The sequence below is a fragment of the Clostridium sp. 19966 genome, from assembly GCF_032335695.1.
GTDB lineage: Bacteria > Bacillota > Clostridia > Clostridiales > Clostridiaceae > JACTOJ01.
In genome coordinates this window covers 1-24,731 of record NZ_JACTOJ010000039.1, presented here as the reverse complement: position 1 = coordinate 24,731, position 24,731 = coordinate 1, and the positions used below count along the sequence as shown (strand labels likewise).

Annotated in this window: 27 protein-coding genes; 5 read left to right on the top strand and 22 right to left on the bottom strand. The window is 34.8% G+C overall.

The window, feature by feature from the left end; translation table 11 throughout:
* Nucleotides 1-1,512, top strand: a 1,512-nt coding sequence (locus IAI10_RS22815) for a SpaA isopeptide-forming pilin-related protein (RefSeq protein WP_315675623.1), incomplete at its 5' end; no start/stop codon positions are given.
* 248 nt (nt 1,513-1,760) lie between these two features.
* On the top strand, nt 1,761-2,414 hold the full coding sequence (locus IAI10_RS22810; protein ID WP_315675622.1) for a class I SAM-dependent methyltransferase: 654 nt from the start codon (nt 1,761-1,763) through the stop codon (nt 2,412-2,414).
* A gap of 161 nt (nt 2,415-2,575) precedes the next feature.
* On the opposite strand, the gene IAI10_RS22805 is transcribed toward IAI10_RS22810, so the two are convergent.
* Nucleotides 2,576-4,072 (bottom strand): glycoside hydrolase family 43 protein, encoded by a 1,497-nt coding sequence (locus IAI10_RS22805; protein ID WP_315675621.1) that lies wholly within the window; start codon nt 4,070-4,072, stop codon nt 2,576-2,578.
* A gap of 297 nt (nt 4,073-4,369) precedes the next feature.
* Between IAI10_RS22805 and IAI10_RS22800 the strand changes: the two genes are divergently transcribed.
* On the top strand, nt 4,370-5,926 hold the full coding sequence (locus tag IAI10_RS22800) for a glycosyl hydrolase (RefSeq protein WP_315675620.1): 1,557 nt from the start codon (nt 4,370-4,372) through the stop codon (nt 5,924-5,926).
* 166 nt (nt 5,927-6,092) lie between these two features.
* On the opposite strand, the gene IAI10_RS22795 is transcribed toward IAI10_RS22800, so the two are convergent.
* The 6 genes from IAI10_RS22795 to IAI10_RS22775 all read right to left on the bottom strand — a co-directional run bounded on the left by IAI10_RS22795 (nt 6,093) and on the right by IAI10_RS22775 (nt 10,716).
* Nucleotides 6,093-7,469, bottom strand: a complete 1,377-nt coding sequence (locus IAI10_RS22795; protein WP_315675619.1) for an MATE family efflux transporter — start codon at nt 7,467-7,469, stop codon at nt 6,093-6,095.
* A 281-nt stretch (nt 7,470-7,750) separates the two neighbouring features.
* Nucleotides 7,751-8,017: a DUF2200 family protein gene (locus tag IAI10_RS22790; protein ID WP_315675618.1), complete on the bottom strand. Its 267-nt coding sequence runs from the start codon at nt 8,015-8,017 to the stop codon at nt 7,751-7,753.
* A 204-nt stretch (nt 8,018-8,221) separates the two neighbouring features.
* Nucleotides 8,222-8,365 carry a Fic family protein gene (locus IAI10_RS24735; RefSeq protein ID WP_396334420.1) on the bottom strand — a complete coding sequence of 48 codons (144 nt, stop codon included), beginning with the start codon at nt 8,363-8,365 and terminating at the stop codon, nt 8,222-8,224.
* 40 nt (nt 8,366-8,405) lie between these two features.
* On the bottom strand, nt 8,406-8,711 hold the full coding sequence (locus tag IAI10_RS22785; protein WP_315675617.1) for a type II toxin-antitoxin system Phd/YefM family antitoxin: 306 nt from the start codon (nt 8,709-8,711) through the stop codon (nt 8,406-8,408).
* Nucleotides 8,686-8,826 (bottom strand): type II toxin-antitoxin system RelE/ParE family toxin, encoded by a 141-nt coding sequence (locus tag IAI10_RS22780; protein ID WP_315675627.1) that lies wholly within the window; start codon nt 8,824-8,826, stop codon nt 8,686-8,688. The genes IAI10_RS22785 and IAI10_RS22780 overlap by 26 nt, the downstream gene beginning before the upstream one ends.
* An 873-nt stretch (nt 8,827-9,699) precedes the next feature.
* Nucleotides 9,700-10,716: a nitronate monooxygenase gene (locus tag IAI10_RS22775; RefSeq protein ID WP_315675626.1), complete on the bottom strand. Its 1,017-nt coding sequence runs from the start codon at nt 10,714-10,716 to the stop codon at nt 9,700-9,702.
* 133 nt (nt 10,717-10,849) lie between these two features.
* On the opposite strand from IAI10_RS22775, the gene IAI10_RS22770 reads away from it, so the two are divergent.
* Nucleotides 10,850-11,431: a TetR/AcrR family transcriptional regulator gene (locus tag IAI10_RS22770; RefSeq protein ID WP_315675616.1), complete on the top strand. Its 582-nt coding sequence runs from the start codon at nt 10,850-10,852 to the stop codon at nt 11,429-11,431.
* Nucleotides 11,432-11,711: 280 nt separating this feature from the next.
* Here the strand turns inward: IAI10_RS22770 and IAI10_RS22765 are convergent, their stop codons facing one another.
* Entirely contained in the window at nt 11,712-12,356 is a 645-nt protein-coding gene (locus IAI10_RS22765; protein ID WP_315675625.1) for a flavodoxin family protein, read from the bottom strand.
* Nucleotides 12,357-12,416: 60 nt separating this feature from the next.
* Entirely contained in the window at nt 12,417-13,403 is a 987-nt protein-coding gene (locus IAI10_RS22760; protein WP_315675615.1) for a nitronate monooxygenase, read from the bottom strand.
* Between the two features lie 200 nt (nt 13,404-13,603).
* Between IAI10_RS22760 and IAI10_RS22755 the strand changes: the two genes are divergently transcribed.
* A complete protein-coding gene (locus tag IAI10_RS22755; RefSeq protein ID WP_315675614.1) occupies nt 13,604-14,128 on the top strand; it encodes a TetR/AcrR family transcriptional regulator C-terminal domain-containing protein in 525 nt (174 codons plus the stop codon).
* A gap of 132 nt (nt 14,129-14,260) precedes the next feature.
* On the opposite strand, the gene IAI10_RS22750 is transcribed toward IAI10_RS22755, so the two are convergent.
* The 13 genes from IAI10_RS22750 to IAI10_RS22695 all read right to left on the bottom strand — a co-directional run bounded on the left by IAI10_RS22750 (nt 14,261) and on the right by IAI10_RS22695 (nt 24,387).
* Nucleotides 14,261-14,437, bottom strand: a complete 177-nt coding sequence (locus IAI10_RS22750) for a hypothetical protein (RefSeq protein ID WP_315675613.1) — start codon at nt 14,435-14,437, stop codon at nt 14,261-14,263.
* An 11-nt stretch (nt 14,438-14,448) separates the two neighbouring features.
* Nucleotides 14,449-14,637 (bottom strand): GNAT family N-acetyltransferase, encoded by a 189-nt coding sequence (locus IAI10_RS24730; RefSeq protein WP_396334419.1) that lies wholly within the window; start codon nt 14,635-14,637, stop codon nt 14,449-14,451.
* Between the two features lie 119 nt (nt 14,638-14,756).
* Nucleotides 14,757-15,668, bottom strand: a complete 912-nt coding sequence (locus IAI10_RS22745; protein ID WP_315675612.1) for a hypothetical protein — start codon at nt 15,666-15,668, stop codon at nt 14,757-14,759.
* 170 nt (nt 15,669-15,838) lie between these two features.
* Nucleotides 15,839-16,348 carry a hypothetical protein gene (locus IAI10_RS22740; RefSeq protein WP_315675611.1) on the bottom strand — a complete coding sequence of 170 codons (510 nt, stop codon included), beginning with the start codon at nt 16,346-16,348 and terminating at the stop codon, nt 15,839-15,841.
* A 760-nt stretch (nt 16,349-17,108) separates the two neighbouring features.
* Nucleotides 17,109-18,002 carry a S16 family serine protease gene (locus tag IAI10_RS22735; RefSeq protein WP_315675610.1) on the bottom strand — a complete coding sequence of 298 codons (894 nt, stop codon included), beginning with the start codon at nt 18,000-18,002 and terminating at the stop codon, nt 17,109-17,111.
* A gap of 30 nt (nt 18,003-18,032) precedes the next feature.
* The gene (locus IAI10_RS22730; RefSeq protein WP_315675624.1) at nt 18,033-18,320 is read right to left on the bottom strand and encodes an AAA family ATPase; all 288 of its coding nucleotides are present in this window, start codon (nt 18,318-18,320) and stop codon (nt 18,033-18,035) included.
* Entirely contained in the window at nt 18,251-18,991 is a 741-nt protein-coding gene (locus tag IAI10_RS22725) for a hypothetical protein (RefSeq protein ID WP_315675609.1), read from the bottom strand. Before IAI10_RS22725 ends, IAI10_RS22730 begins: the two co-directional genes overlap by 70 nt.
* Nucleotides 18,992-19,471: 480 nt before the next feature.
* Nucleotides 19,472-20,008, bottom strand: coding sequence for a nitroreductase family protein (locus tag IAI10_RS22720; RefSeq protein WP_315675608.1), 537 nt, complete (start codon nt 20,006-20,008; stop codon nt 19,472-19,474).
* 176 nt (nt 20,009-20,184) lie between these two features.
* A complete protein-coding gene (locus IAI10_RS22715; protein WP_315675607.1) occupies nt 20,185-20,700 on the bottom strand; it encodes a flavin reductase family protein in 516 nt (171 codons plus the stop codon).
* Between the two features lie 362 nt (nt 20,701-21,062).
* Nucleotides 21,063-21,419 (bottom strand): MerR family transcriptional regulator, encoded by a 357-nt coding sequence (locus IAI10_RS22710; protein ID WP_315675606.1) that lies wholly within the window; start codon nt 21,417-21,419, stop codon nt 21,063-21,065.
* Nucleotides 21,420-21,445: 26 nt separating this feature from the next.
* Nucleotides 21,446-22,591: an aldo/keto reductase gene (locus tag IAI10_RS22705; RefSeq protein ID WP_315675605.1), complete on the bottom strand. Its 1,146-nt coding sequence runs from the start codon at nt 22,589-22,591 to the stop codon at nt 21,446-21,448.
* 74 nt (nt 22,592-22,665) lie between these two features.
* Nucleotides 22,666-24,168, bottom strand: a complete 1,503-nt coding sequence (locus IAI10_RS22700) for an MFS transporter (RefSeq protein WP_315675604.1) — start codon at nt 24,166-24,168, stop codon at nt 22,666-22,668.
* Between the two features lie 63 nt (nt 24,169-24,231).
* Nucleotides 24,232-24,387 carry a hypothetical protein gene (locus IAI10_RS22695; RefSeq protein ID WP_315675603.1) on the bottom strand — a complete coding sequence of 52 codons (156 nt, stop codon included), beginning with the start codon at nt 24,385-24,387 and terminating at the stop codon, nt 24,232-24,234.
* Nucleotides 24,388-24,731: the final 344 nt, after the last annotated feature.

The following is a 24,731-nucleotide window of genomic DNA, read 5'->3' as shown; positions in this document are numbered from 1 at the left end:
GGTGCTGTTGAGCTAACAAAGACAGACAAAGATTCTGGGGCTGTCTTAAAAGGCGCTGAATTTAACCTGCTGGATAGTCAAAATAAAGTAATCGGAACCTACACTACTGACGATAATGGTAAGATTTCTGTGTCTGGATTAGCTCTAGGTGATTATAGCTTTGTTGAAACTAAGGCGCCTGATGGTTATGTATTGGATACTACTCCTATTAAGTTTACTATTAAAGCTAATCAGGATTATCCTTTGTCATTAAGTGCTTCTAATACAAAACAAACCGGTGCTGTTGAGCTAACAAAAACAGACAGGGATTCTGGGGCTGTCTTAAAAGGCGCTGAATTTAACCTGCTGGATAGTCAAAATAAAGTAATCGGAACCTACACTACTGACCAGAATGGTAAGATTTCTGTGTCTGCCTTAACTCTAGGTGATTATAGCTTTGTTGAAACTAAAGCTCCTGATGGTTATGTTTTAGATTCAACTCCTATTAAATTTACTATTAAAGCGGGGCTGACTTCTCCTTTGAAATTAACTGCTACTAACACAAAACAGACCGGTGCTGTTGAGCTAACAAAGACAGACAAAGATTCTGGGGCTGTCTTAAAAGGCGCTGAATTTAACCTGCTGGATAGTCAAAATAAAGTAATCGGAACCTACACTACTGACCAGAATGGTAAGATTTCTGTGTCTGCCTTAACTCTAGGTGATTATAGCTTTGTTGAAACTAAGGCTCCTGATGGATATGTATTGGATACTACTCCTATTAAATTTACTATTAAAGCTGATCAGGATTATCCTTTGTCATTAACTGCTACTAACGCAAAACAAACTGGTGCCGTGGAGCTAACAAAGACAGACAAGGATTCTGGAGCTGTACTGAAAGGCGCTGAATTTAATCTGCTGGATAGTCAAAATAAAGTAATCGGAACCTACACTACTGACCAGAATGGGAAGATTTCTGTGTATGGCTTAGCTCTAGGCGATTATAGCTTTGTTGAAACTAAAGCTCCTGATGGTTATGTTTTAGATTCAACCCCTATTACATTTACTATTAAAGCTAATCAGGATTATCCTTTGTCATTAAGTGCTTCTAATACAAAACAAACCGGCGCTGTTGAGCTAACAAAGACAGACAAAGATTCTGGGGCTGCCTTAAAAGGTGCTGAATTTAACTTGTTAGATAGTCAAAATAAAGTAATCGGAACCTACACTACTGACCAGAATGGGAAGATTTCTGTGTATGGCTTAGCTCTAGGTGATTATAGCTTTGTTGAAACTAAGGCGCCTGATGGTTATGTTTTAGATTCAACCCCTATTACTTTTACTATTAAAGCTGATCAAACTTCTCCTGTGAAATTAACTGCTGCCGATGTAAAACAGCCAACAACCAACACCAACAATGGATTTAAAGGAAGCGTATTACCCCAAACTGGAGGAATACCATTAAGTGTCCCTGTAGAATCAGGTCTTTCATTAATTGCATTAGGTTTATATTTGGTTAAAAGTAAAAAGTAAACCCTTTTTAAAAAAGTAGATGTTATAATAGGCTGCTGCGCAACTATCTAAAATTGTTAGCTACGCAGCAGCCTTAAAATTGTACCCTTTGCTATGCCCTGAAAAAGCCCATAAAATAAATGAAGTAATTTACGTATAAATTATGTAAAACATTTGCATTTAATTAATTATATACTGTATACTTGATTAAATGGATATTTATTGAATATTCCGCGGAAAATTTATTTATATACTAAGGGGGGTAAATAATGGGGGTTGAAGTTGAAAATATGAATCTACACTTCAATAAATGTGCTTTAGATTATGACAGACATTTTTATGAAGATCTTGGAATGTGTGAGTTCTATGACGAAATAGAAAAACAGCTTAGTACCTGTGAACAACCTAAAAATATTTTGGTTCTTGGATGTGGTACAGGGTTAGAAATAGAAAGAATTAAATATTCAGCTACAGTTACAGCAATTTACATTTCCTCTGGAATGTTGGAAAGGTTGAAGAAAAAGGAATTATATCCAAATGTGAAATTGAACACAATTTGCGGCTCATATTTTGATGTTCCCTTTAATGAAAATAGTTTTGACCTTGTGCTTTCTACTTATTCATTACATCATTTTAACATGCAGCAAAAAACAGAACTTTATAAAAAAATATATGCTTCTTTAAAAGTAGGTGCATATTTCATAAATGGTGATACTGTATGTAAAGACAAGGCTACTGAAATTAACTTACTGAATAATGCAGAAGAAATATATCAAAGGCAACAAGTGCCTTTTGGAACTATTCATATTGATGTTCCACTTTCGCTAGATACTGAAGTCACTCTACTTACCGATACAGGATTTAACAGTATTTCTGTTGAAAAAAGATGGAATAAGGCTGCATTAATTAAAGCAATAAAGTAACAAGTGCCAATTGATGCTTTATGAACAAATTTTATAGGTATATTACTTAATAGAATCTCTGAACTGTAAATTAAGGGAGCCTTTAATGAGCTCCCTTTAAAAATGTTATATTGTCAATGCTATTCCTCAACAAAGCTTATTGTAAAATAGCAGTTCAGCTTTTAAATATATTCACATCTAAAATTAGTAAATTCCGCATAATCTCTGAAATTTTCTCCATAAGCGTACAAACCAATAACAACACCAGTAAATCCTCCTGCAACTTCAGAAGATAGATATCTGGTCTGTGCAGTGCCTAGATGGATTTCTTCGCCATCCTTTATAACATTAAAACTATATTTTTCATTTTCTGCTCGGATGATAAGAGTGGCAACTTTTTCATTTTTCAAAGAGATGATTTTCTCCACGGATTTTATGTCTCCAATATTAAGTCTCTCAATTGCTTCATACCTATCTTCACATTTTCGTATTGCTAGATCATAATGATGATGCTCATCCATATATATAGTAATTCCAGCCTCACCCTCTGAAGCACATATATCACAGGAAATAACAGCATTAAAATCTCTTTGACGAATTCCGATAAAAGTTGGAGAATCCGCCTTATCAAGAGTAATTTCTGTCCCTTTAATACTTAATTTATTTTCAGCAAATCTATAATTTTTAGCCTCAGGAATTCGAAGAAAAACCCAGTCTTTATTCCACTCAGTATTCTCAAATGTATCACATTTTTTTTCAGTTTGAACAACATTATTTTGAATATTATTTAATTGAAAAGTGCTGGTAGTTGTACCTTTCTCTCCAGCTGTAAACCAACCATCTTTGTCAAAATTGACAGGAGTAAGGAAAACTTCACGGCCCAGGTGATGATATGTTGCCCATCTTCCTATCTGTCTGAATCCAAGATGTAGCATCCACCAGTTCCCATCCTTATCTTGAACAAGATCACCATGTCCTACACCTTGTATTTCATATCCGCCCAAATTACGATTTGTTAATACTGGGTTATTCTTATATCCTTCAAAAGGACCAAATGGAGAATTGCCCCGTGCATAGGTTACCATATGTCCATACTCAGTTCCACCCTCAGCAGCCATAAGATAGTAGTAATTATTTATCTTGTACAGGTGTGGGCTTTCAAGATAACGTCCACCTGAACCTTGCCAAATTGTTTTACTAGGAGTAAGCTTTTTACCTGTTGCAATATCAATTTCGCATTGGACTATACCAGGAACTCCATTATCGTCTTCTCCGTTGCTCATAAAATAGCTTTTCCCATTTTCAAAATATAGAGATGGATCGATACCGCTTTGATCTACAGCTATAGGCTCTGACCATTCTCCATAAATGTCCTCAGTCCAGATATAAAAATTCTGATGAGTTGTATCGTTAGTAGTAGTCATGTAGAAGCGTCCAGCATTGTACCTTATTGTTGGAGCAAATACACCGCCAGAACTATTTATTTTTTTTAGCTCAACTTGACTTTCTCTTGTGAGACAATGTCCGATTTGTTTCCAATTAATTAAATCCTTGCTTTCAAAAATGGGGACACCGGGAAAATACTGAAAAGTACTGCATACAAGGTAGTAAGTATCATCAACCTTGCAGACGCTTGGATCAGGATAAAAGCCTTTAAGTACAGGGTTATTATATTTCATTTCATATACCTCCAATTTAAAAATATGTCTCGCTTAATAATAAAGATGATTATTCCTATAGCAGTTAAGTTCAGTTTTATGAAAATTTCAATGATATTATAGAACATATTAGCAAATAACACCTTAATTATTAAGACTATAAATAGCATTATATAGACATTCAATATATTTCTTATTGTAAATAAATTCAATTATTGCATTATAATAAATAATATGTTATATATAGTATGTGATATTAATAAGTAAGCAGTACCACTTACTTATTAATAAAAATATTATTTTAAGGGGTGATCTATTATGAAAATAACTATACGCAAAGCACTGTCTCTACTGATAACGATTGCATTGCTAGGTTCTTTTCTCGCAATCAGAGCTACTTCAGCAAAAGCTGATTCTTCTCTACCTGTAAAGGCGGAAGCTGAAGCGTGTACTCTCAGCAATGGTGCTACTGTCACTAACAATGTCTACGGAACTAAATATCCAGGATATTCAGGTGACGGCTTTGTATGGGTAGCAAACTCAGGTACAATAACCTTGAACGTTACAGTTCCTAAAAACGGTATGTATGAGGTCTCAACAAGATGTTGGATGTATTTAGGAAACACTGGGGACACTAGGCTTCAGGTTCTTAGCATCAACGGCACATCTCAAGGCAATTTCTATATTCCAAACAAAGGCGGTTGGGCTGATTACAGCTTTGGATATTTTTATCTTCAAGCCGGTACCGCAAAAATTGAGATTGGCTCTTCTGGAAGCTGGGGCTTTATACTGTACGACACAGTAACCTTTGACTATGCAAAAATGCCTGCACTAAAGGTTGACTCTGCTCCAAGCGATGTGAATGCAACTACCGAAACAAAAAACCTTAAAAAGTATCTTACAGGCGTTTACGGCAATCATGTTCTTTCTGGACAGCAAGAAACTTATGGAGGAGGAAATAACGGCGATACAGAGCTTGAATTTAATTACATTCATGATAAAACAGGCAAATATCCTGCAATCAGAGGCTTTGACATGATGAACTACAATCCTCTGTACGGATGGGAAGACGGTACAACAAACCGTATCATTCAATGGGTAAAGCAGCGTGGCGGCATTGCAACTTCATCTTGGCATATCAATATACCAACTGATTTTGCAAACTATAAACTAGGCGATAAAGTAGATTGGAAAAATTGTACCTATAAGCCAACCTCCAGCTTTAAAGCAAGCAACTGCCTGGATACATCAACAAAGGAATACGCATACCTTATGCTTGCAATTGACGATCTTGCAAAGCAGCTCAAAATTCTTCAGGATGCTAATGTTCCTTTACTTTTCAGACCTTTCCATGAAGCTGAAGGTAACAACAACACAGATGGTTCTGGTGCATGGTTCTGGTGGGGTTCCTCCGGTGCTCAAGTGTACAAGCAGCTATGGCAGTTACTTTACACAACTCTGACCCAAAAATATGGTCTTCATAATATAATATGGGAAGTAAACCTCTACACCTATCCAAATTCAGCTCAGTGGTATCCAGGAGATAACTACGTAGACATAGTTGGATATGATAAGTATGAAGGATCTCCTTACACTTGGAAAACAAGCGCTGCAACAACAGCCTTTCTCTCACTTGTAAACGATACAAACGACACAAAGATGGTGGCTATGACAGAAAACGATGTCATTCCAGACATTCAGAACATTGTCAATCAAGGAGCATGGTGGCTATATTTCTGCCCTTGGTATGGTGATTTCATTACTAGTTCAACCTATAATGATCCTACGCTTCTAAAAACCATCTACAACAGTCCATATGTAGTGACCCTAGATGAGCTGCCTTCTAACCTTTACAGCGCATCTTCTGGTACTTAACATACGGCACAATAAACACTAAAATACCCCTTGATTAGATTATATTTTATATACGAGTTATATTTCTAGAATATTTGACAATAATGCAAGCCTATATCAATTTATTTAATTGATATAGGCTTATTTACATAATTTCTCATTTACACAAATTAATTAAAAATAAATACTACACCCCTACTGTTTTAGACTTCAGCGCAGGATGCTTACGAATCTTAAGCCGTGCATAAAAAAAGATACCTACCTGCCCAATTCCCGCTAAGGCCCAAGTTACAGGATAACAGGCAAAAAGCGTAATTTCTGTAGGATGCCAAGCAAAAATAGTGTCAAGCCAAACTATTCTCATAATGCATGCACCTACCAGTGTCGAAATCATAGGCATTATTGAATAGCCCATTCCACGAGTAATTCCTGGATATACATTCATGACACCGCAGGTAAAGAATGCAATCATCATAACATTCATGCGAAGCTTTGCCAGTTCAATTACAGGCTGACTAGATGTATATATACTTATCAGCTGCCTTCCAAAAATCAATATCCCACCGCCTAAGATAATCCAAGTAGCAAAGATCAATACAGTGCACACCTTCGCAATAGTATCAATTCGGTCATACTTCTTAGCCCCCATGTTCTGTCCAGTAAAAGAGATAGCTGAGTTATAATATGCAGTCATTGTACTTCCCAGATACCCTTCCACATTGGATGCAGCAGAACTTGCCGCAACCATAATGGAACCGAAGGAATTGATAGCTGACTGGATCAAGACATTTGAAATAGAAAACAATAATCCTTGTATTCCAGCAGGCAATCCAATTCTAACAATAACCTTTAGTTTATTTGTATCTATGCAAAGCTTCCGAGGAACGAACCGTATAGCTCCTTCGCACCTATACAAACAAACCATAATAAGAATTACTGAGAGATACTCTGAAATAACCGTAGCACATGCCACACCAGCAACGTTCATGTGAAGCACAATTACAAAGAAAAGATTAAATATAACATGCAAAGTGCCTGTAATCAAAAGATAATACATAGGACGCTTACTGTCCCCTGCAGCACGCAATATACCTGCCGCAAAATTATACACCATAGTTGCAGGAGTGCTTATGAAATAGATTTTCATATATAATACCGCTAGTCCGATAATATCTGCTGGAGTTCCCATCATGCTAAGCAAGGGCTTACAAAGAACTATGCCCGCTACCATAACAATCAGCCCGCCAATGATGCTTATAGAAATAGAAGTATGGACAGATTTACTCACATCAGCGGATTTACCAGCACCATATTCCTGCGCCACTATAACGGTAGTTCCTACTGACAATCCCATAAACAAATTGACGATTAGATTGATAAGAGCTCCTGTAGAGCCAACCGCAGCCAGCGCCTTGCTGCCTGAAAAATGCCCTACAACTACCATATCAGCTGTATTGAACATCAGCTGCAGTATATTCATTGCCATGATAGGCAATGAAAAAATAAATATTTTCTTGAACAATGGACCACTGCTCATATCCATGTTGCGATTTCGTGAAGTCATAAAAGTATTCGCTTCCTTTTCATTTTATTCTTATGTTTGCTAAAAAGTAAATAACTCCTTAATGGCTTCAATTTTATAGCCATACTTTTTTAATCTATACCTATTCTCAAAATTCTATCTTACCCATATGGCATACTAGGAGCATTACTCCTAATTCTATCACAATTATATGTATAATAACAATCTTCACTAACTACAAAGCTGTTATATGTTTTATTCTATTGTTATACAAAATAATACCACCTTACTTAATATTAATATTCTATAATACAATTTAATCATTATTTCCACAAAATTTTATCCATCGCTCTTCCCTTTGCTAACTCATCGATTAACTTATCCAAATAGCGAATTTCCTGCATAATTGGTTCCTCAATATCTTCCACTCGGACACCGCAGATAACACCTTTTATCAAACCCCTCAAAGGATTCAGTTGTGGAGCTTTCACAAAGAAAGTCTCAAAATCTATCTGTTTTTCCAGTTGCTCTTCTAACTCCCGAATGATTTCATCGACTTCTGTTTTCGTACGTCCTTTTTCCTCCGCCATTTAAAAAACTGCAATCAAATAATAAAACATAAACTTAATTTTCTACATTATAATCAATGCATGGGCAATTTTGCAAATTTATTTTGGATTTATAGAAATAAATTAGACATAAAAAGTATATCTATCCTTGGCGTGTTCAATATTCTATTTTGGGACAAAAAAACAGGGATAACTTCCCTGTTAGTTAGCTTATATTCAATTTAATTATCTATTACTATAATCAATAATCCATTTTATCATATATTCATTATCGTATTTTCCTGATGCAATTCCGTTTATATCTAAAAATACCATCATTGTTAAAATTCCTATTCTTTTATTGCCATCTAAGAATGGATGATTCTTAATATGGAATGCATTTGAAGTATTTGCTCACTACTAAGAAGGATCATTTAGCTAGCTCCTCAAATGCTTTTAGATGCTTATTTAATATATTATTAGCTGCTTCTTCAACTGTAGCATTATCAGCAATAGTATCTTGTTGAAATTTACTATAATCAATTAGAATATATCTTGGAGTATTATTTTTAAGAATCACAGCAGCACCGTTTTCATCCACCATTCTAGCAACCTTTGAAAAGTTCTGATTAGCTTCTGATATAGAAACTAAGTTATTAATATTAACTTGCATAAGCTCCTGTTTAATAACTGAAAAATCAATACTTGCTTTACTCGTCTTCACACATCTTTTCAATATCTTCTCTATATCTTTTTGCTTTTTCAAGTTCTAGCTTTGGCGTTTTATCTGTCTTTTTAAGAAATCCTTTCAACAGTACAAAAGTATCTCTATGATAAGTGAAATAAAATATTCTTGATACATTTTATATAATTTAGTAAATAAACCACTATATTCTTGTTATAAGCACTTCTATTCCATTATTTAGGTAGGCAAGACTGTCTCTAAGTACTCCTGCCAATAATCATTATTGCCTTCCATATCATGAAGCTAATAGTACATAAACAGTATTCAAATTCCTGCTTTCTTCCTGTTGTAAATGATTTTTTCGGCATCTGTTGAATGATAAAAAATATTGTTTTAAATTCAAAATGTGAACTTTAAATTCATGTGTTCCGAGACACCATATCAAGTACCACTGACACGTTCACTCCATCCGAAATTGCTTTTTTCTTCTCTTTTCGTCTCCTTGAGAGAATTGAAAAAGCCTCTCAAAGTGCCTAAAATCAAGGATTTTTAGATATCTTTCCGATGTAGTGCAATTCCTGTCTCCACATGTGTTTTGATAGAAAGATGATACAAATACGCATTAATATTGATTTTGAGTAAAGATGTACCCCCCTAAAATTCTAGGAGTGTCGTTTTTAAATTGCAATTTATAACTCAAAATTGCTGTAGTTCCGCTTTCAGCTCTTCATATCATACATTTATTTTAATCGAGTAGGAAGATAATCATTAATTGATTATCTTCCCTCTCACACTACCGTGCTTATTGTTAAGTACACGGCGGTTCAATAGAATTACCTTACTTGTATGTATCTTTCAGTTAATGTTATAAACCCTTGTTCTCTAAGATATTTGTTGGTAAGAGTTGTTGCTACGATTGGGCTATTGGAAATTCTCCAGTAGCAGAGTCTTATAAGTCTCCTCAACCATTCATCGAGTTCTTTCAATTTCTAAAATTTCACATACTCGGTTCATATTATTATATCTCTTCAGTTTATTTTTACTTAAAATCTATCATTAAATCGTCAACGACTTCCTGTACCGCCTTGATCTTATGAATTAAGGAGACACCGTTGCCAACTGAAACATAGCCCTTCTCCAGATTACCTTCAAGCATACCGATACGCATGCCACTAGTACCGCCCATGATTTTTCCGTTTGCCTCGATTGCATCAGCAGCGGCCAGCTTCTGGTCATTTTCAATCAGCTGAGGAAGTATTGCTGTAGGCAAAGAACGATAATATGCGATTGGCGCCCTGTATAATGCTAGATCCTCTGCACTCGAATTCACAATTAGTTCTTTGACATTCTGCGCTACAGGAGATTCTTTTACAGGAATAAATAGTGTCCCGCAAAATACTGCTTCCGCACCAAGGGCAAAGGCTGCTCGAACAGTTCTGATGTCCGTAATTCCACCAGCAACAGCTAATGGCATTTTAATCGCATCCCTGATCATTGGCAAGATTGAAAATGTACCGATGGAAGCTCCTGGTATGGTTCCGCCTTCATCAAACCCAGTAGCTACATATACATCTACACCCTGATCTTCGCATTTCTTTGCATCAGCGATGCTTGACTGCCATGCTCTGACAACCATCTTTATGCCATGCTTTTTGCAGGGCTCCAGCAATCCTTTTTCAACGCCATAGTGCCCTTCTGTACCAGCAGAATTGATTAGTACGGCAGGGACTTTTTCTTCGATCACTACATCAAGGATCTTCAAAGTAAATTCAGAACTTGCTTCACCGTTGGAGCCAATGAGCGTCACGGCAAACGGTTTATCCGTGAGTTCCTTTACTTTTCTAATTTCTGCTCTCATGCGTTCTGCAGTCTCAAGGGCATCTGTTGTAATATCCTTTTGTCCTGCATTTGGTCCTAAGATACCAAGTCCTCCTGCATTACTGACAGCTGCTACCAGCTCTGCATTCGTCAGCCAGGACATTGGCCCCTGAATGATGGGATATTGAATCCCTAATGCTTCACATACTCTATTATTCATGTTACATCTCCTTACGATAAAATCTTGAAAAATGTTGTCTTTCTATATATAATTATATTACACCTGTCACTTAATTATCAATTATCATTATCGAGCAAATTGTCACATAAGTGACATTCGGTCATATTTTGTCACTTTATTGGAGGATATTATGAAAAAAGATCTCAGATTTATCAAAACGGAAGAAAGCCTATACGACACAATGCTAGAACTTCTGAAGACGAATACCATAGACAAAATTACTGTAACCATGATCTGTCATGAGGCAAAATGCTCCCGAAACGCATTTTATCTTCACTATCAGACAAAAGAAGATCTATATAACAGTATTATTAATGATTGTATTGCATCTATACAAAAAGCCTGCGAACCTGTGGTCAATAAATTTAAAGAAATTCAAGAGCGTCAGAATTATCTGTTTATGAGTCATATAATTAATGCAGTGGAGAATTCCAAAAATACCATTTACATCCTCATAAAGAGCAGTCATGGTGTTTTTTCTGACATGCTTAAAGAAGCTATATATCAATCTTTTAGAAAAACATCAGTTGAACTTTCGAAACAGGCAGTGACAGATGCCTATTGCAGTTATAATATGTTTCTTGCTTCTGGTATCGTTGGTTTTCTTGAATACTGGTTGACGGAAAGCCATATGTCAATTGATGAGGCTAAAAACACTTTAACCAAGCTAACAAGCGGATCTACGAAGGAAATGATTAAGGATTTTTCGTAAAGATTCATTATCATTATGAATATCCAGATCATTTGCTGTTTCCTAAAAACTCTTCTCTTGTGCCTTGCCTACCTAAACCGAAACTGGTGATAAATATCTGTATTCATATCCAAGTATAAGGACGCAGATGCGCCCCATTTTCCCATGGCTTTGTCAAATATTTTTGCTAAAAAAGTTGGAAATTTCAACAAAGAAGGAATCTGAAAGCTAGATAAGTCAAAGCTTAAAGATCCCGAAAGATTATTGTATATAAAATGGACAACTAAACTACAAAGACATATTACGCAGTAGCTATGGATTTCCCTAATTCATAAGCTTTCTTGCAGTCCATAGGGAATACTTCTTCCCTTCTTTTTTTCCTGTCCGCTTCATTAAATGACGCCATATGGTATTTGCTGTAGTCAGCTACCTGTAGGGTTTCTGTTGACATCATACTAACAGCATTTTTAAAATGCATCTTTAACGTGGACTCATACATCTCAAATACTTTGGCATAGCCCATTGTTTCAAACATGGCTTCAGGGCCATTCATAGTATAAATAAAAGCCGTTTTCATTTTTCCGTTAAATAATGTTTTTGAATAGTCATCATAGGATAGATACTGGAAAATCAAACGTTCCCAAAAGGACCTCATCATTCCTGTTATATTACCAAAGTATATTGGCGAACCCAATATGAGCCCATCACATTTATCAATAGCGTCCAGTACAGGCTTAAGGCCATCATTTACTGCACAACGGCCTAGGCTTTTGCCGTTTTTGACCTTACAGGCCATACAGCTGATGCACCCCTTGTACTCCAAGTCATATAGATTGATAAGTTCAGTTTCTGCGCCTGCGGCTTCCGCTCCTTCAAGTGCCTTTTTTAAAAGAGTACTTGTGTTCCAGTTTTTTCTCGCGCTTCCGTTAATAGCTATAATTTTCATAATCATTATCCTTCCTTTTTCTAATTTTATCTCAATCATTATATAAATTCGCATGTCACATTAACAGCTGAAAGCAAGATCTTTTATTAATTCTTCAACAATTTCCTTGCAAGATTTAATATCTTTTATAAGTTCTATTGCATTTGAAACAGTGTTTATTCCGTTATCAAGATTACCTTCCAGCATTCCGGATCTAATTCCTCCTACATCACCCATTTTTGCATTTATTTCTTCTCTTGTAGCTCCGTTTTGATCCATACTATACAGTTCTAAAGAAAGTTTATGAGGTGTGCATCTCCATGATGGCATTGCCTTGAATTCAACAAGGTCCACAGTTTTAGCGTTTATGATATCTTGCTTAGTAATATCACTTGCTGGACATTCTTTTGAGGCTACAAAACGTGTTCCAATATAAACACCCTCTGCCCCTAATATCATTGAAGCCTTTACACCTCTGTTATCAACAATTCCACCAGCTGCAAGTACAGGTATATTAACTGCATCGCTAATCAACGAAACAATTGTCATGGTTCCTATTGAATGTGCTGGTAAACCACCACCTTCATCATAACCAGTTGCAATAATAATATCTGCACCTGCAGCTTCAATATTCTTTGCAGACTCTACAGTTGGATTTAAATCTCTATAGATAATTGTAAATCCTTCATTTTTTAAATTCTTTACTTCTTCTACTTCATTTCCTAAACCCATACCTAATACTAACAAATACTTGATGTCCTCTTCTCTTATAACTTGAAGAACTTTAGATGAAAAACCCTGTGGATCTCCTTGGAATGGTATAAAATACTGCACTGCAAAAGGCTTATCAGTAAGTTCCTTCGTCTTTCTTATTTCACGTCTCATTCTTTCAGCCGTTTCCACTGGATCTGTTGTTAGTGTGGTTTGTCCCGCATTTGGACCCAATACTCCCATTCCACCTGCATTCGATACAGCTGCTGCTAATTCAGCAGAGGTAATCCAACTCATAGAAGCCTGAACGACAGGATATTTAATGTTTAAGATTTCTGTTACTCTATTTTTACTCATTTTAACCCTCCGATAAAAAATTATTAAAACAACTTAATAGTATATTCCATTTGTATTTTGCCTACTCAATAAAGAAACATGAAAATAACTTAATTGCATGTTGCAATTGTATTTTACAAAAGTTAAAATAGTAAATAAATAAACAAATATGTATTTTTGTATGATTCCATACATTATGATAAAAGTGTATTCTAATAGAGGTGATTTATACGGATACTAAACAAATAATTTTAGATGCCACAGTAAAACTGATGAAAGCCAATAAGCCTAATAAACTAACGGTACAAAATATACTCGACGAGGCTCATGTATCACGTTCAACATTCTACAGCTTTTTTTCAGACAAATATGATGTTATAAACTATTACTTTAAGTCATACTTAGACTCTACTGTAAATAAAAATCAAAATCTGGAGAATAGTTGTGCCTTCCAATTTCTATATGATAACAAAGATTATTTTATAAAGGCATTCTCAGTAGAAGGTCAAAATTCTTTTGAGGATTTTTTTTACAACTTTAATTATGATTATTGTACTAAGATGTATTTGGCAAATACAAATAAAGAATCATTATCGGATGAAGATAGACTATCAATCGAGTTTTATTGTATGGGAGGCATGCACCTTGCTAAACAATGGCTTAAGGGTGGAGCTAAAGAGTCCCCATTAATGATGACAGAACTGACACACAAATTAACACCTGAAAAGTACTGGAAACTTCTTTGACTTTGATTGTTTTATATAATTAGTATCAGCACAAAAAAACTTATTTGAATGTTATTAGCTACTTATTTTTACAAACAAAAATAGCCAGTCAAAGTGAATCTTCATCATCCCAACTGGCTCCATTAAAATCCTCTATTCAATTACAACTTCTATCTCCGTTACATCAATCAAGGTTACAATGATTTTCTCCCCTTCAAACACAGTCATCTTTTCAATAATCCTAAGAAATAAATCCATATCAAATTCTTCTATTGGTTCTGCATTTTCTATAATTCTCATAAACTGCTTTGCCTTATATCTTTGAAGCAAGTTATCACTTTTTAGGGGTAAAAAACAATATTATAATAGAATTGTTGTGAAGAAAGCACATATGCTTGTTTTGCCCCTAGTTTGCCGCACCTATTTACTCCTTCAAGAACAGCGGCTTTGCCCAATCCCAACTTACGATATTCTGGTAAAGTGAAAACTGGTTCCACATAAGCATACTTGCCGCCAGAAATGTACCACATTCCACAATGAGCAGCTTATCTTAGTGAATATATGTTTCAACTTTGAGATGACTAATAATGCTGTTGTAAATTTAATTGCTATAAATTATGAAAAGTTTGCTCATAATCTTCAACAATAATTATGCGAAATTCTTCATATAAACCATATTTTTTATAATAATATCAGATTTCCACCAATTTTTACTAACTGACCATTGTTCTGGATATCCATCCCAGCTCCAAGTTACATTCCAGGTTCCATCAATGTTTTGCGTCTGTTTAATAAATTCACTCTCAAAACTGCAAATATCCTGATTATCTGCATAAAAATCGCTTTTCTTACTACTGATAAACAATGAAGGTTTGCAGACATAATCTGTGCTCCATATGCTGGTATCATATGTTATTACCTGTTTAATTTGCCGCTTTAACAATGTTTTAAATTCTACTAAATCCAGCAAATCATGAATGCTGCATTCTTTCATATACTCATATAGCTCCACAAAACAAGCTGTTTCATGCATTGATTCCAGCGGAAAATTCTTTTTAAAATAATCATAAGCTTCCTTTGCCAAACTACATGCCATATGATATGTATTGGATTCTTCAACAGCATATTTGAACATAAAACCAATCAAGCTTGCTGTTGGATTATAATTTATTTCATGAGTTTTTGTATAGGACCACCAAGGTGCATGAGGATAATCATTATTTGATTTAACAGTATTAAGTCCATTCCAGCAATGCCCATCAAATTCATTTTTTGAAACTAAGTATTCTAAAATTCCAGTTATTAAAGTATTACTTTTATCTTGCAAATGGATTTCCTTAATTATTTTTGTGGCCACCCATGTTTGCATAGGCGTTGATTTCTCATTCCAACAATCAGGTTCCAATGCATTTGCAAATCCACCATCTGAATTCTGATAAGCTTTTAGATATTTTATAACCTGCTGCTTATCCCCATCTTCAAATAAATAATTCCATCTTGCAATATCCATTGGTCTTGCATTTCTGTAAACAAATTTTTTTGATTTAGCCATCATTTCCATTTAGATAACCTCCCAAACCAGTATAAATGTTCCTCAATTCTATTGTCCCAGAGAATTAAAGCTTCAGTTGTTGATCTCAAAAATAAAGCCTCCCATTTCTTTACTTTACCAAAAGTATATCAAACGGGAGGCTGTTTTACGTGAGGGTGTTTGTCCATTACTTGCATTTATTATAAATACTCTTTATATAAATCAAGTGAATAATTTTTATATTTATTATATGCTTCATTTAATTTATTCTGTTCTATTAATTTGCAACAACATAGTACTAAATCATTATACATTTTATTGAATATTTGCTTTTGATTCTCCAGAGTTTTTATTTTTTTAACTATTAATGGTGCAATCTTGTAATATGTATCAATATCCTCTGGATAATTTTCTTTAACATATGAATCCCTAAAGTTTCGCAGAGTTGTAAGCTCTAAACAGTCATCTGTAAATTCTATTCCTTTTGTGCTCATACAAGCTGATGTCAAATAACAACCACTACTACTGCTATTATCTTTTTTCATTGTTGCATTCTTATATAGTGGACAATCCTTATACTCTTTTGACAGAAAATGGATACCGCAATAATCTGAATATCGATCCTCTACTGGAACTCCCTCCTTATCTCCAATAGCTAAACATCTATTACCATACCATGCTGATTCTTTAAGAAATGGACAGTGAGCCATAATATATACCTCCAATTTATTTAACTACTAATAAAATCATATATTTTTAAATTTACTATCTTAAACCAACTACCAGTTTAGAGTCTCTGCAGCTTTTCGCCACATTCTTATGGCAACTTTGCCATAATATGTATTAATCATATTCCTTTAGGCGAACTTTGTCAATGTAACTATCTCAATTTATGTGTAACCGTCAAAAATTCTCCGTATACAACTTTCCAATAAACTTTGATACACTAAATCCAGTAGAAAGTGCTTGTCTACTGGATTTTATTATTTGTTGTTTGAATAATGTATACTTTTATCTTATATTCCGCTGAATTAAAAATAAAATAGTGATATTTAAACTAGCATGTCTATGACCGTAGGCTTATAATTTTCAGACCAACATTTTTGAATTTGTCAATGAGTTCTATAGTATTCATATCTAGATTACTAAATGGTTATTTTAATATCTGCAAAGTAATATACCGAATCGTCACCAACACCGTCAGCCGTAAAATGTTTGCTTCTAATATTCCTACTAATTTGAATCTTTTGAGAGATTTACCATATACGAACAAAAATCACAATAAAGAAAATGGCATTCAAAGTGTAAGTTATATCTATAACCTGCTCAAGGGCAGTATCAAGACCTTCTCCATTCGGATTAGGTCTTGCGAGTAGCGGAACAAGAACTCCATCTTTCTCTATGCTTATTTATCCGTTTCCATCAACGAAGAATAAATGCATAATAGCTCTTAGCCAACATGAACCAGCTTCACTTCTCATTTAAAACAAGCTTAATTACTTCATCGACTGTCTTAACAGGTATAACCTGCAACGATTCTTTTACTTCTTCTGTAACTTCTTTTAAATCATCCTGATTAGCATCTGGAATCAACACTTTTGTTAACCCTGCTCTCTTTGCAGCCATTAGTTTCTCTGGCAGACCCCCAATCGGCATAACCTTTCCCCGAAGTGAGACTTCACCTGTCATCCCGTACTCAGGGCTTACTGCCTTCCCTGTCAGAAGAGATACAATTGCTGTTGTAATTGTAATTCCGGCAGATGGTCCATCCTTTGGTGTCGCACCTTCTGGAACATGTATATGAAGATCGTTTTTTTCAAATAGTTGTGCTTTATCTGGGTACATGCTTTTTGCCAAGCTTACGGCTATCTGTACAGATTCCTTCATCACATCACCAAGCTGTCGGGTTATCTGTATTTTGCCACTGCCCTTTGTTAAAATTGTCTCTATGAATAATATTTCCCCACCTGCAGCTGTCCACGCAAGTCCGGTAACAATTCCCGCTCGCTTTTCTTCTAGGATTTCATCATGATGAATTGGCCTATCAGTTATGAAATCCGTAACATTTTCTACTTCCACAACTATGTTGCTCTTTTTATCTCTAACTTTCATTACAGCAGCACTACGACATAGCTTGTCAATCTGACGCTTCAATCCTCGAACTCCTGCTTCCATAGTATAATTACGGATCACAGTATTTAGTACTTCGTCAGTAATGTCAAGATCCTCTGTGGTTAATCCTGTCTTATCCATTTCAGTCGGTATTAAATGCTTCCTTGCAATATGAAATTTTTCTATTTCTGTGTAACCAGGAAAACGAATGACTTCCATTCTGTTTAACAATGGTTCCGGAATTGTATCCAAAGTATTTGCTGTTCCAATGAAAAACACATCTTACAGATCGTATGGAACATTCATATAATGATCTGTAAAAGTATTATTCTGCTCTGGATCTAATACTTCAAGCAATGCACTTGCCGGATTACCATTATAAGAAGATGATAATTTATCCACTTCGTCAAGAACCATAACAGGATTGTTAACACCACTTTGTTTTATTCCTTCCATAATTCGTCCAGGCAATGCTCCAATATAGGTTCTTCTATGACCTCTTATATCTGCTTCATCTCTAACACCACCAAGACTGACTCTGACATATTTTCTATCGAGTGCTTTTGCAATGCTCTGCCCAATACTTGTTTTACCTTTCCCAGTCCATAATGATCTTCGTCAAGAATCCCCTGTGCTTTATTCAAATCAGGTTTCATTACTTTCTCTTTTTTCCATGAGATGCTTGTCACAAAATCAAGATAATCATAAAGTGTCCCATATTCATGACTGTTCTGCCCTTCCTGCTTCATCCTGTTCAGAACCTTAGCGGCTTCTTTTTTAGCTGTTTCATTCATTCCATTATCTACAAGCTTGTCCTCAAATCTTTGAATATCTGTAACATTCTCAGGGTGCATTTTATCCAGTTCTTTCTGGAGATAGTCCATCTGACGCTTTAATGCCTGTTCCCTGTATAACTGCTTGCTTTCTTCTGCCTGTTCCTCACTCACTTTTCTCTGAATCGATGATATTTCCATAAATTCATACATTGCTTTTTCCATTAGATTCATTCGCTCTCTTAATGAGTCTGTTGCAATAATCGCATATTTTTCTTCACTGGAAAGTCTCAGGTACGCAGACAATGTACAAACATCTTCTTCTAGACTGTGTAGACTAAGGACATAGTCCCTAACTCCTCTTCCCCATTGATTTGCTTTTACAAAATCCAATCTAGCATTTCGCACTTCTTCAAATCCATCTTCTCTTTCTAGTTCAGAAATATCCTGAATATCTTCACGAGACACCACTTCTACCCGAATATCATCCTTTGTCACATCAATGCTTGTTATGGTCACTCTATTTCGAATCCGAATACTATAATATCCTTCTTCGTTATCCGCATCTACTATTCCGGATAGTCCAATATTATAGATATCTCTTGAATTTAAATTCTCTCTATCTTTATTCTCTTTCTTTATTAAAAATATTACTTTTTCACCGACTTCTATCTTGTCAATACCTTCAGCTTCAAAAAAATCTTCCTGTATATAAGCCTTAACATTGGGTAAAAGTATCGTATTTTATATTGGTAAAACTTTCATTGCGACGCTTCCTTTCAATTTTTCTTTTCTGCCTACTATTTTTTGATGCATTAGTCATTGAAGCTTATGTTACCCACAAAAAATAAGATATACCTAAGAGAAGCTGGACAAGTTTAGCCAGCTTCTTTTAGTTACTTAGTTCTTTATGATTCTATTATTCTAATCAACTTCACAATATCCTCTTTAGATATTCGCAAAGTTTTCATAATGAACATTCTGTTTTAACAGATCCTTTTCTGTATATGCAGGTTTATTCTCATTTTTCTGTCCAAGAGCTACAGCATTTAAAACAGAAAAGTTTGCTGGTATACCAAGTAACTGTCGAATCTCTTCATCTGCCGTCGTTCTTTGTCCTGCACGATTTCTCATATGAATCCAGCTTGCTCCAATTCCATACTGTTCCGCAGCAAGCAGAATATAAGACGAAGCTATAGCGCTGTCTTCTATCCATAATTCGTCTCCTCTGGCATCGGCCATTACAACAATTGCTACATTAGCAGAAGACAGTGGACCAGCTCCCATACGCTTACATCTGGCTATTTTACGAATCATTTCTTTATCTCTTATAACCACAAATTCTACAGGATGCCCGCCAAATCCTGCGGGTGCAGTCAACGCAACCTTTAGAATTTCATTTACAATAGTGTCATCCACTTCTTTTCCTGTATAGCTACGGATAGAACGTCTTTTTCTTGTTAATTCAAATAATTCATTTTCCATTCCAAAACCTCCTTTATCTAATGAAATTTGTACCAATCGGTGCTTCTTGTTTCGGAAATTCCACTCCATGCTTCATTCCAACTTACTTGCATTTTAAAAACCATACCATATTTCTGGAAAGAATCTCTATAGTCTCCAATTCTTATAAAGCCTGTGCTACATCCACAAAACTTTCATTATTCTGCTTCCATTACTTTTACAATTTCTCCAATATACATATCATGGAACCCATTTCCATCTTGATACCATGTTGGAACAACACTTTCATCAAAAATTCCTTCTGGTTGTAAGAAATGTCTGCTTAACTTCTTGCATATTAAAACAGTCTTTGCTTCTGCAAAATAAGGGACTCCATCCTCCTGCTCTACAGTAAATCCAACCTTTTCAATCTTATCTTCATCTCTTCCTGAAACAGTTCCAAGATAAGTTAAATCCTTACGATATTTGTCAGTGTCATAAAATGTAACCGAAAAAGTATCCGACTGGTCAAGAAATTCTTTTGTATACCTCGCTCCTTTTATAAAAAGCATTACAACTTTATGACCCCACATAATTCCCATTGCACCCCATGAAGCTGTCATTGTGTTTACTTTGTCATCTTTCTGGGCTGTAATCAGCATCCAGTCTTCTCCAATCTTCTCGAATGGATCACATTTAAACTCTTTTACATCAATTTCTTTAAAGTTACTCATCTTATACCTCCGTGAATATTTTTCTTCAATTGTATTATAATTTTACTTTCTTCATAACTCAAATACATATATGGTGATGTTGAGATAACTTTATGGTTATGCTTTTATTTAATTACCTTTTTCTCAGTTATTAATGGATATTCCTTTGAAGTAAAACATCTTTCGAAAGTTCCTGAAACCAAGGCATATATTTTATTAGTATATCTTAAATTCTAAATTTGAAAGCATATCCATCAAGTGCGTTGAGTATTTTTCTACAGCTAAACCATTAGCTGTAGCTGTTTCCTATTTCACTATAAATTGTTGCACTTAATTTAGCTCCTTCAGGCTTATTACACAGCAGCCAGTTTTTACGACCTTATTCAAGATGATGAAGGTTTTTCATAGCCTTCAATTTTTTTATCAAGGCTCTGTAAGGTCTTATTCATATCCTCTATTTTTGCTAAAATAACTTTACGCTGCTCTGTTAATAATTCTTTTCTTGCTTCTACCGTACCGTCGCCTTGTTGAAATAATGTAACATATTCTATTAGTAGTTCAATGGGAAGTCCTGAATTTCTCATACACTTTATAAACTCTACCCATTTACAGTATTCTTCTGTATAGTCTCTAATACCACTTTTACTTCTATTTACACGTGGAATTAATCCGATCCTCTCATAATAACGAAGTGTGTCTTGTGAAATTTCAAATTTTTTACTTATTTCTGAAATAGTCATGTTAGAATCACCTCCAATATCACACTCTATTTTCTAGTAGGTATGATACTGTTTTTTTCAAACTTTTCAACTATATCCTTTAGATACTCTGTAATTGGTAAATGTTGTGGACATGCTTTTTCACATTGTTTACAACCAATACAGTCACTAGCTTTTCCGTGATTTATTGCAATATTATTGTAGTATACCATTTGGCTTGAAAAACTACCTGTAGTACGCATAATGCTATTATATAATGCAAAGTACTTTGGAATGGCAATATTCTTTGGACATCCGTGTGTGCAGTATTCACAAGCAGTACACTGAATAGCTGTGTTTTCATTTATGATTTCAGTTACCTTTTCAATAATCTCATTTTCTTCTTTATTTAATGGCTTAAATTCTGCCATAAAGGATGTATTGTCTTCCACTTGCTCTATGCTATTCATACCACTTAATACACGAGTTACACCTTTTTGACTTGCTGCAAATCTAAGTGCCCAGCTCGCAGTTGAGGCATTATTATCATACTCCTTCATTAGCTTCTCAGCTTCCTTAGGCACATTTACAAGTGTTCCACCCTTGCAAGGCTCCATAACTGTAACTGGTTTGTTATATTTGTTTGCAACTTCAAGACATCTACGAGATTGAACATTAGGTTGTTCCCAATCAACATAGTTTACTTGAAGTTGAACAAAATCGATTTTATCTCCATATTCACCTAGTATTTCATCAAGTAATTCAGGCATATCATGGAAAGACATACCTACATTTTTAACTTTGCCCTCTAGCTTCTTTCTATATACAAAATCAAAAGCACTATATTTTTTGCATTTTTCATATACGTTAGAGCCCATATTATGAAGAATATAATAGTCAAAATAGTTGACTCCACAGTTATTTAGCTGTTCATTAAAAATTCTCTCCATATCTTCAGAATCTTTAAAATCACGAAGCGGTAATTTTGTAGTTAATTCGAAGGATTTTCTAGGATGACGCTTAACTAGAGCTTCTCTTACTCCTTCTTCACCATGATAGCCATGATAGGTATACGCTGTATCAAAATAAGTAAAGCCTCTTTCAATATAAGTATCAAATAAATTTTCAATTAGCTCATAATCAAAGGATGCTTGATTTTCCTTATCTAATACTGGTAATCTCATACATCCATAACCAAATTTACTGCTATCCATTTAGCATTCCTCCCAAATTTGAGTTAACTCTAAGTCAAGTACTTTTTTCAATTAATCTATTTTTTATTGCTTCACTATCCCAAATGTTGTCCTTGTTCCACTGTCAAATAATTTTTATTTTTCTTCATTTTTAACTGTACTCTAATATTTAAAATCAACGCTACGATTACTAATACTAGTGCAAGCAGCATAATATCATGCAAACCTCCATACATAATTTGCTTCATCTCTGGCAGCAAATTTTTAGGAAGACTGCCTGCTGTTTCTGAATCATTTAATTTATTTAACATAGCCATAGAAATTTTGCCACTGGCATTTTCGATTCCTCTAGTTAAGGCATGGTTTAAAATTACTCCATATATGGATGACATAAAAGTTTGACTTAAAATACGTAAAAGATATGCAAAAGATGTTGCAATTGGAACATCTCTCTTTTCAGCATCATCTTGTACGCTTATTTGTAACACATTAAAACACAAACCTATTCCAAAACCTTCGAAAGCTCCTGCTACTAATAGAAACCACAACGGTGCAGACATTCCTGATAATATCATAATTCCAAATGAAATTAAAAAAGCTAACGTTCCAAAAGCGATTACTTTATATTTACCATGCTGCACCTGCATAGAAGGTCCAGCTACAGAGCCTATAAAATTTGTAATTGAGCCTGGAATTTGAGTAGCACCTCCAATTAAGGCACTTACTCCTAGCAATCCTTGTGCCCACATTGGTATATATATATTAAAAGCTACAAAAGCTCCCCACAAAAGAGAAAACAATAAAAAATCAAATACCAATTGACTATTTTTTAAAAGTCTATTAGGAATTATAGGATCAGCTGCATTTTTCTCAACCTTAAATAGAATTATTAAAAAGATTAATCCAATAATAATTAAAATAATAACTAAGCTAATCGATGTTGTGCCTATCATTTGAATTCCTGTTAAAAGTGTTACTAATCCAACTACCATTACCACTGCGCCTAGATAATCAATCTTCTCCTCTGTAGAAGTTCTTTTAACATCTTTAAAGAAAAATTGAACACTTAAAATAGAAATTAATGCAATAGGAACATTAATATAAAATACCCAATGCCAGCTAAAAGTGTCCACTATATAGCCACCAATTAATGGTCCAATTATTGAAGCTGCACTATAGCTTGCCGTAGCATATCCAATAACTTTTCCTCTCTCTCTTAAGTTCTTATACAAATCTGCATAAATAATAAATGGCATAGTGTTCATTCCACCTGCACCTATTCCCATAATAGTTCTTGCAATTAAGAAAAATACAATATTGTTTGATAATGCTTGTAACATTGAGCCCACAGCAAACAATAATGTTGCTAATTGGTATGCTTTTTTATTTCCTATGCGTTCTCCAAGTTTACTCCAAAGTGGAGTTACAACTGCCATGCCTAGTAAAAAAACCGCCACTATCCAGCCCATGTATTGAATTCCATGTAAATTACTTATAATTGCCGGTAGGGCAGTGTTTATGATTGTTCCATCTAGACCAGCCATTGCATTTGACAATAACAGTGCTAAAGTTACAATCAAAATTCCTTTCTTATTCATCTAAAAAAATTCCTCCTATGTTCCTTTATCTGTAAAAGTAGCATGTTACTTATTACCCTTTAATTAAGCATTAATTCCTGTTTCATATGCTTCCTTCATAGCTTTACTGCCTTTAATATCACCCTTATTCCATGCACCATGCACATAAATTACTCCTTTTTTCCTTGCTCCAATGCAACAATCTAAAAATGCACGTAATCCTTCAATAGTACGTTCCATTATTGTCTTTCCAGTTGCTGCAGTTGCAATTAAATAGAGAAATTCTATAAGTTATTTGTAGGCAATCATACATGTGATGATCACCTCATAAAGATGGCTAGGTCCGTGGTATTTGAAAATTTATCTGTTTTTTTCTCAGAATTTTGTGAATACCCTTGTAAAACTTCAAAAGAACTGTGGAGTTAACAATCTTAAAATTAGCAAAAGATAATAAATGGCACCCCGGCATATTACGAGGCCACTGAAAAAGCTTCGCTTTTTCATGAAGAATTTAGCTAAATGCTAAATAGAGCACGAAGCATTTCACGATTTAGTAAAATATTTCGTGCTCTTCCCTTTTTCTA

Bases quoted from the DNA above. Each gene is read 5' to 3' on its own strand.
- IAI10_RS22700 (WP_315675604.1), bottom strand. From the start codon at position 24,168: ATGAATAAGAAAGGAATTTTGATTGTAACTTTAGCACTGTTATTGTCA.
- IAI10_RS22745 (WP_315675612.1), bottom strand. From the start codon at position 15,668: ATGGAAATGATGGCTAAATCAAAAAAATTTGTTTACAGAAATGCAAGA.
- IAI10_RS22695 (WP_315675603.1), bottom strand. From the start codon at position 24,387: ATGGAACGTACTATTGAAGGATTACGTGCATTTTTAGATTGTTGCATT.
- IAI10_RS22760 (WP_315675615.1), bottom strand. From the start codon at position 13,403: ATGAGTAAAAATAGAGTAACAGAAATCTTAAACATTAAATATCCTGTC.
- IAI10_RS22800 (WP_315675620.1), top strand. From the start codon at position 4,370: ATGAAAATAACTATACGCAAAGCACTGTCTCTACTGATAACGATTGCA.
- IAI10_RS22765 (WP_315675625.1), bottom strand. From the start codon at position 12,356: ATGAAAATTATAGCTATTAACGGAAGCGCGAGAAAAAACTGGAACACA.
- IAI10_RS22805 (WP_315675621.1), bottom strand. From the start codon at position 4,072: ATGAAATATAATAACCCTGTACTTAAAGGCTTTTATCCTGATCCAAGC.
- IAI10_RS22810 (WP_315675622.1), top strand. From the start codon at position 1,761: ATGGGGGTTGAAGTTGAAAATATGAATCTACACTTCAATAAATGTGCT.
- IAI10_RS22715 (WP_315675607.1), bottom strand. From the start codon at position 20,700: ATGAGTAACTTTAAAGAAATTGATGTAAAAGAGTTTAAATGTGATCCA.
- IAI10_RS24730 (WP_396334419.1), bottom strand. From the start codon at position 14,637: ATGTGGTACATTTCTGGCGGCAAGTATGCTTATGTGGAACCAGTTTTC.
- IAI10_RS22770 (WP_315675616.1), top strand. From the start codon at position 10,850: ATGAAAAAAGATCTCAGATTTATCAAAACGGAAGAAAGCCTATACGAC.
- IAI10_RS22740 (WP_315675611.1), bottom strand. From the start codon at position 16,348: ATGGCTCACTGTCCATTTCTTAAAGAATCAGCATGGTATGGTAATAGA.
- IAI10_RS22710 (WP_315675606.1), bottom strand. From the start codon at position 21,419: ATGACTATTTCAGAAATAAGTAAAAAATTTGAAATTTCACAAGACACA.
- IAI10_RS22790 (WP_315675618.1), bottom strand. From the start codon at position 8,017: ATGGCGGAGGAAAAAGGACGTACGAAAACAGAAGTCGATGAAATCATT.
- IAI10_RS22705 (WP_315675605.1), bottom strand. From the start codon at position 22,591: ATGGATAGCAGTAAATTTGGTTATGGATGTATGAGATTACCAGTATTA.
- IAI10_RS22720 (WP_315675608.1), bottom strand. From the start codon at position 20,008: ATGGAAAATGAATTATTTGAATTAACAAGAAAAAGACGTTCTATCCGT.
- IAI10_RS22795 (WP_315675619.1), bottom strand. From the start codon at position 7,469: ATGACTTCACGAAATCGCAACATGGATATGAGCAGTGGTCCATTGTTC.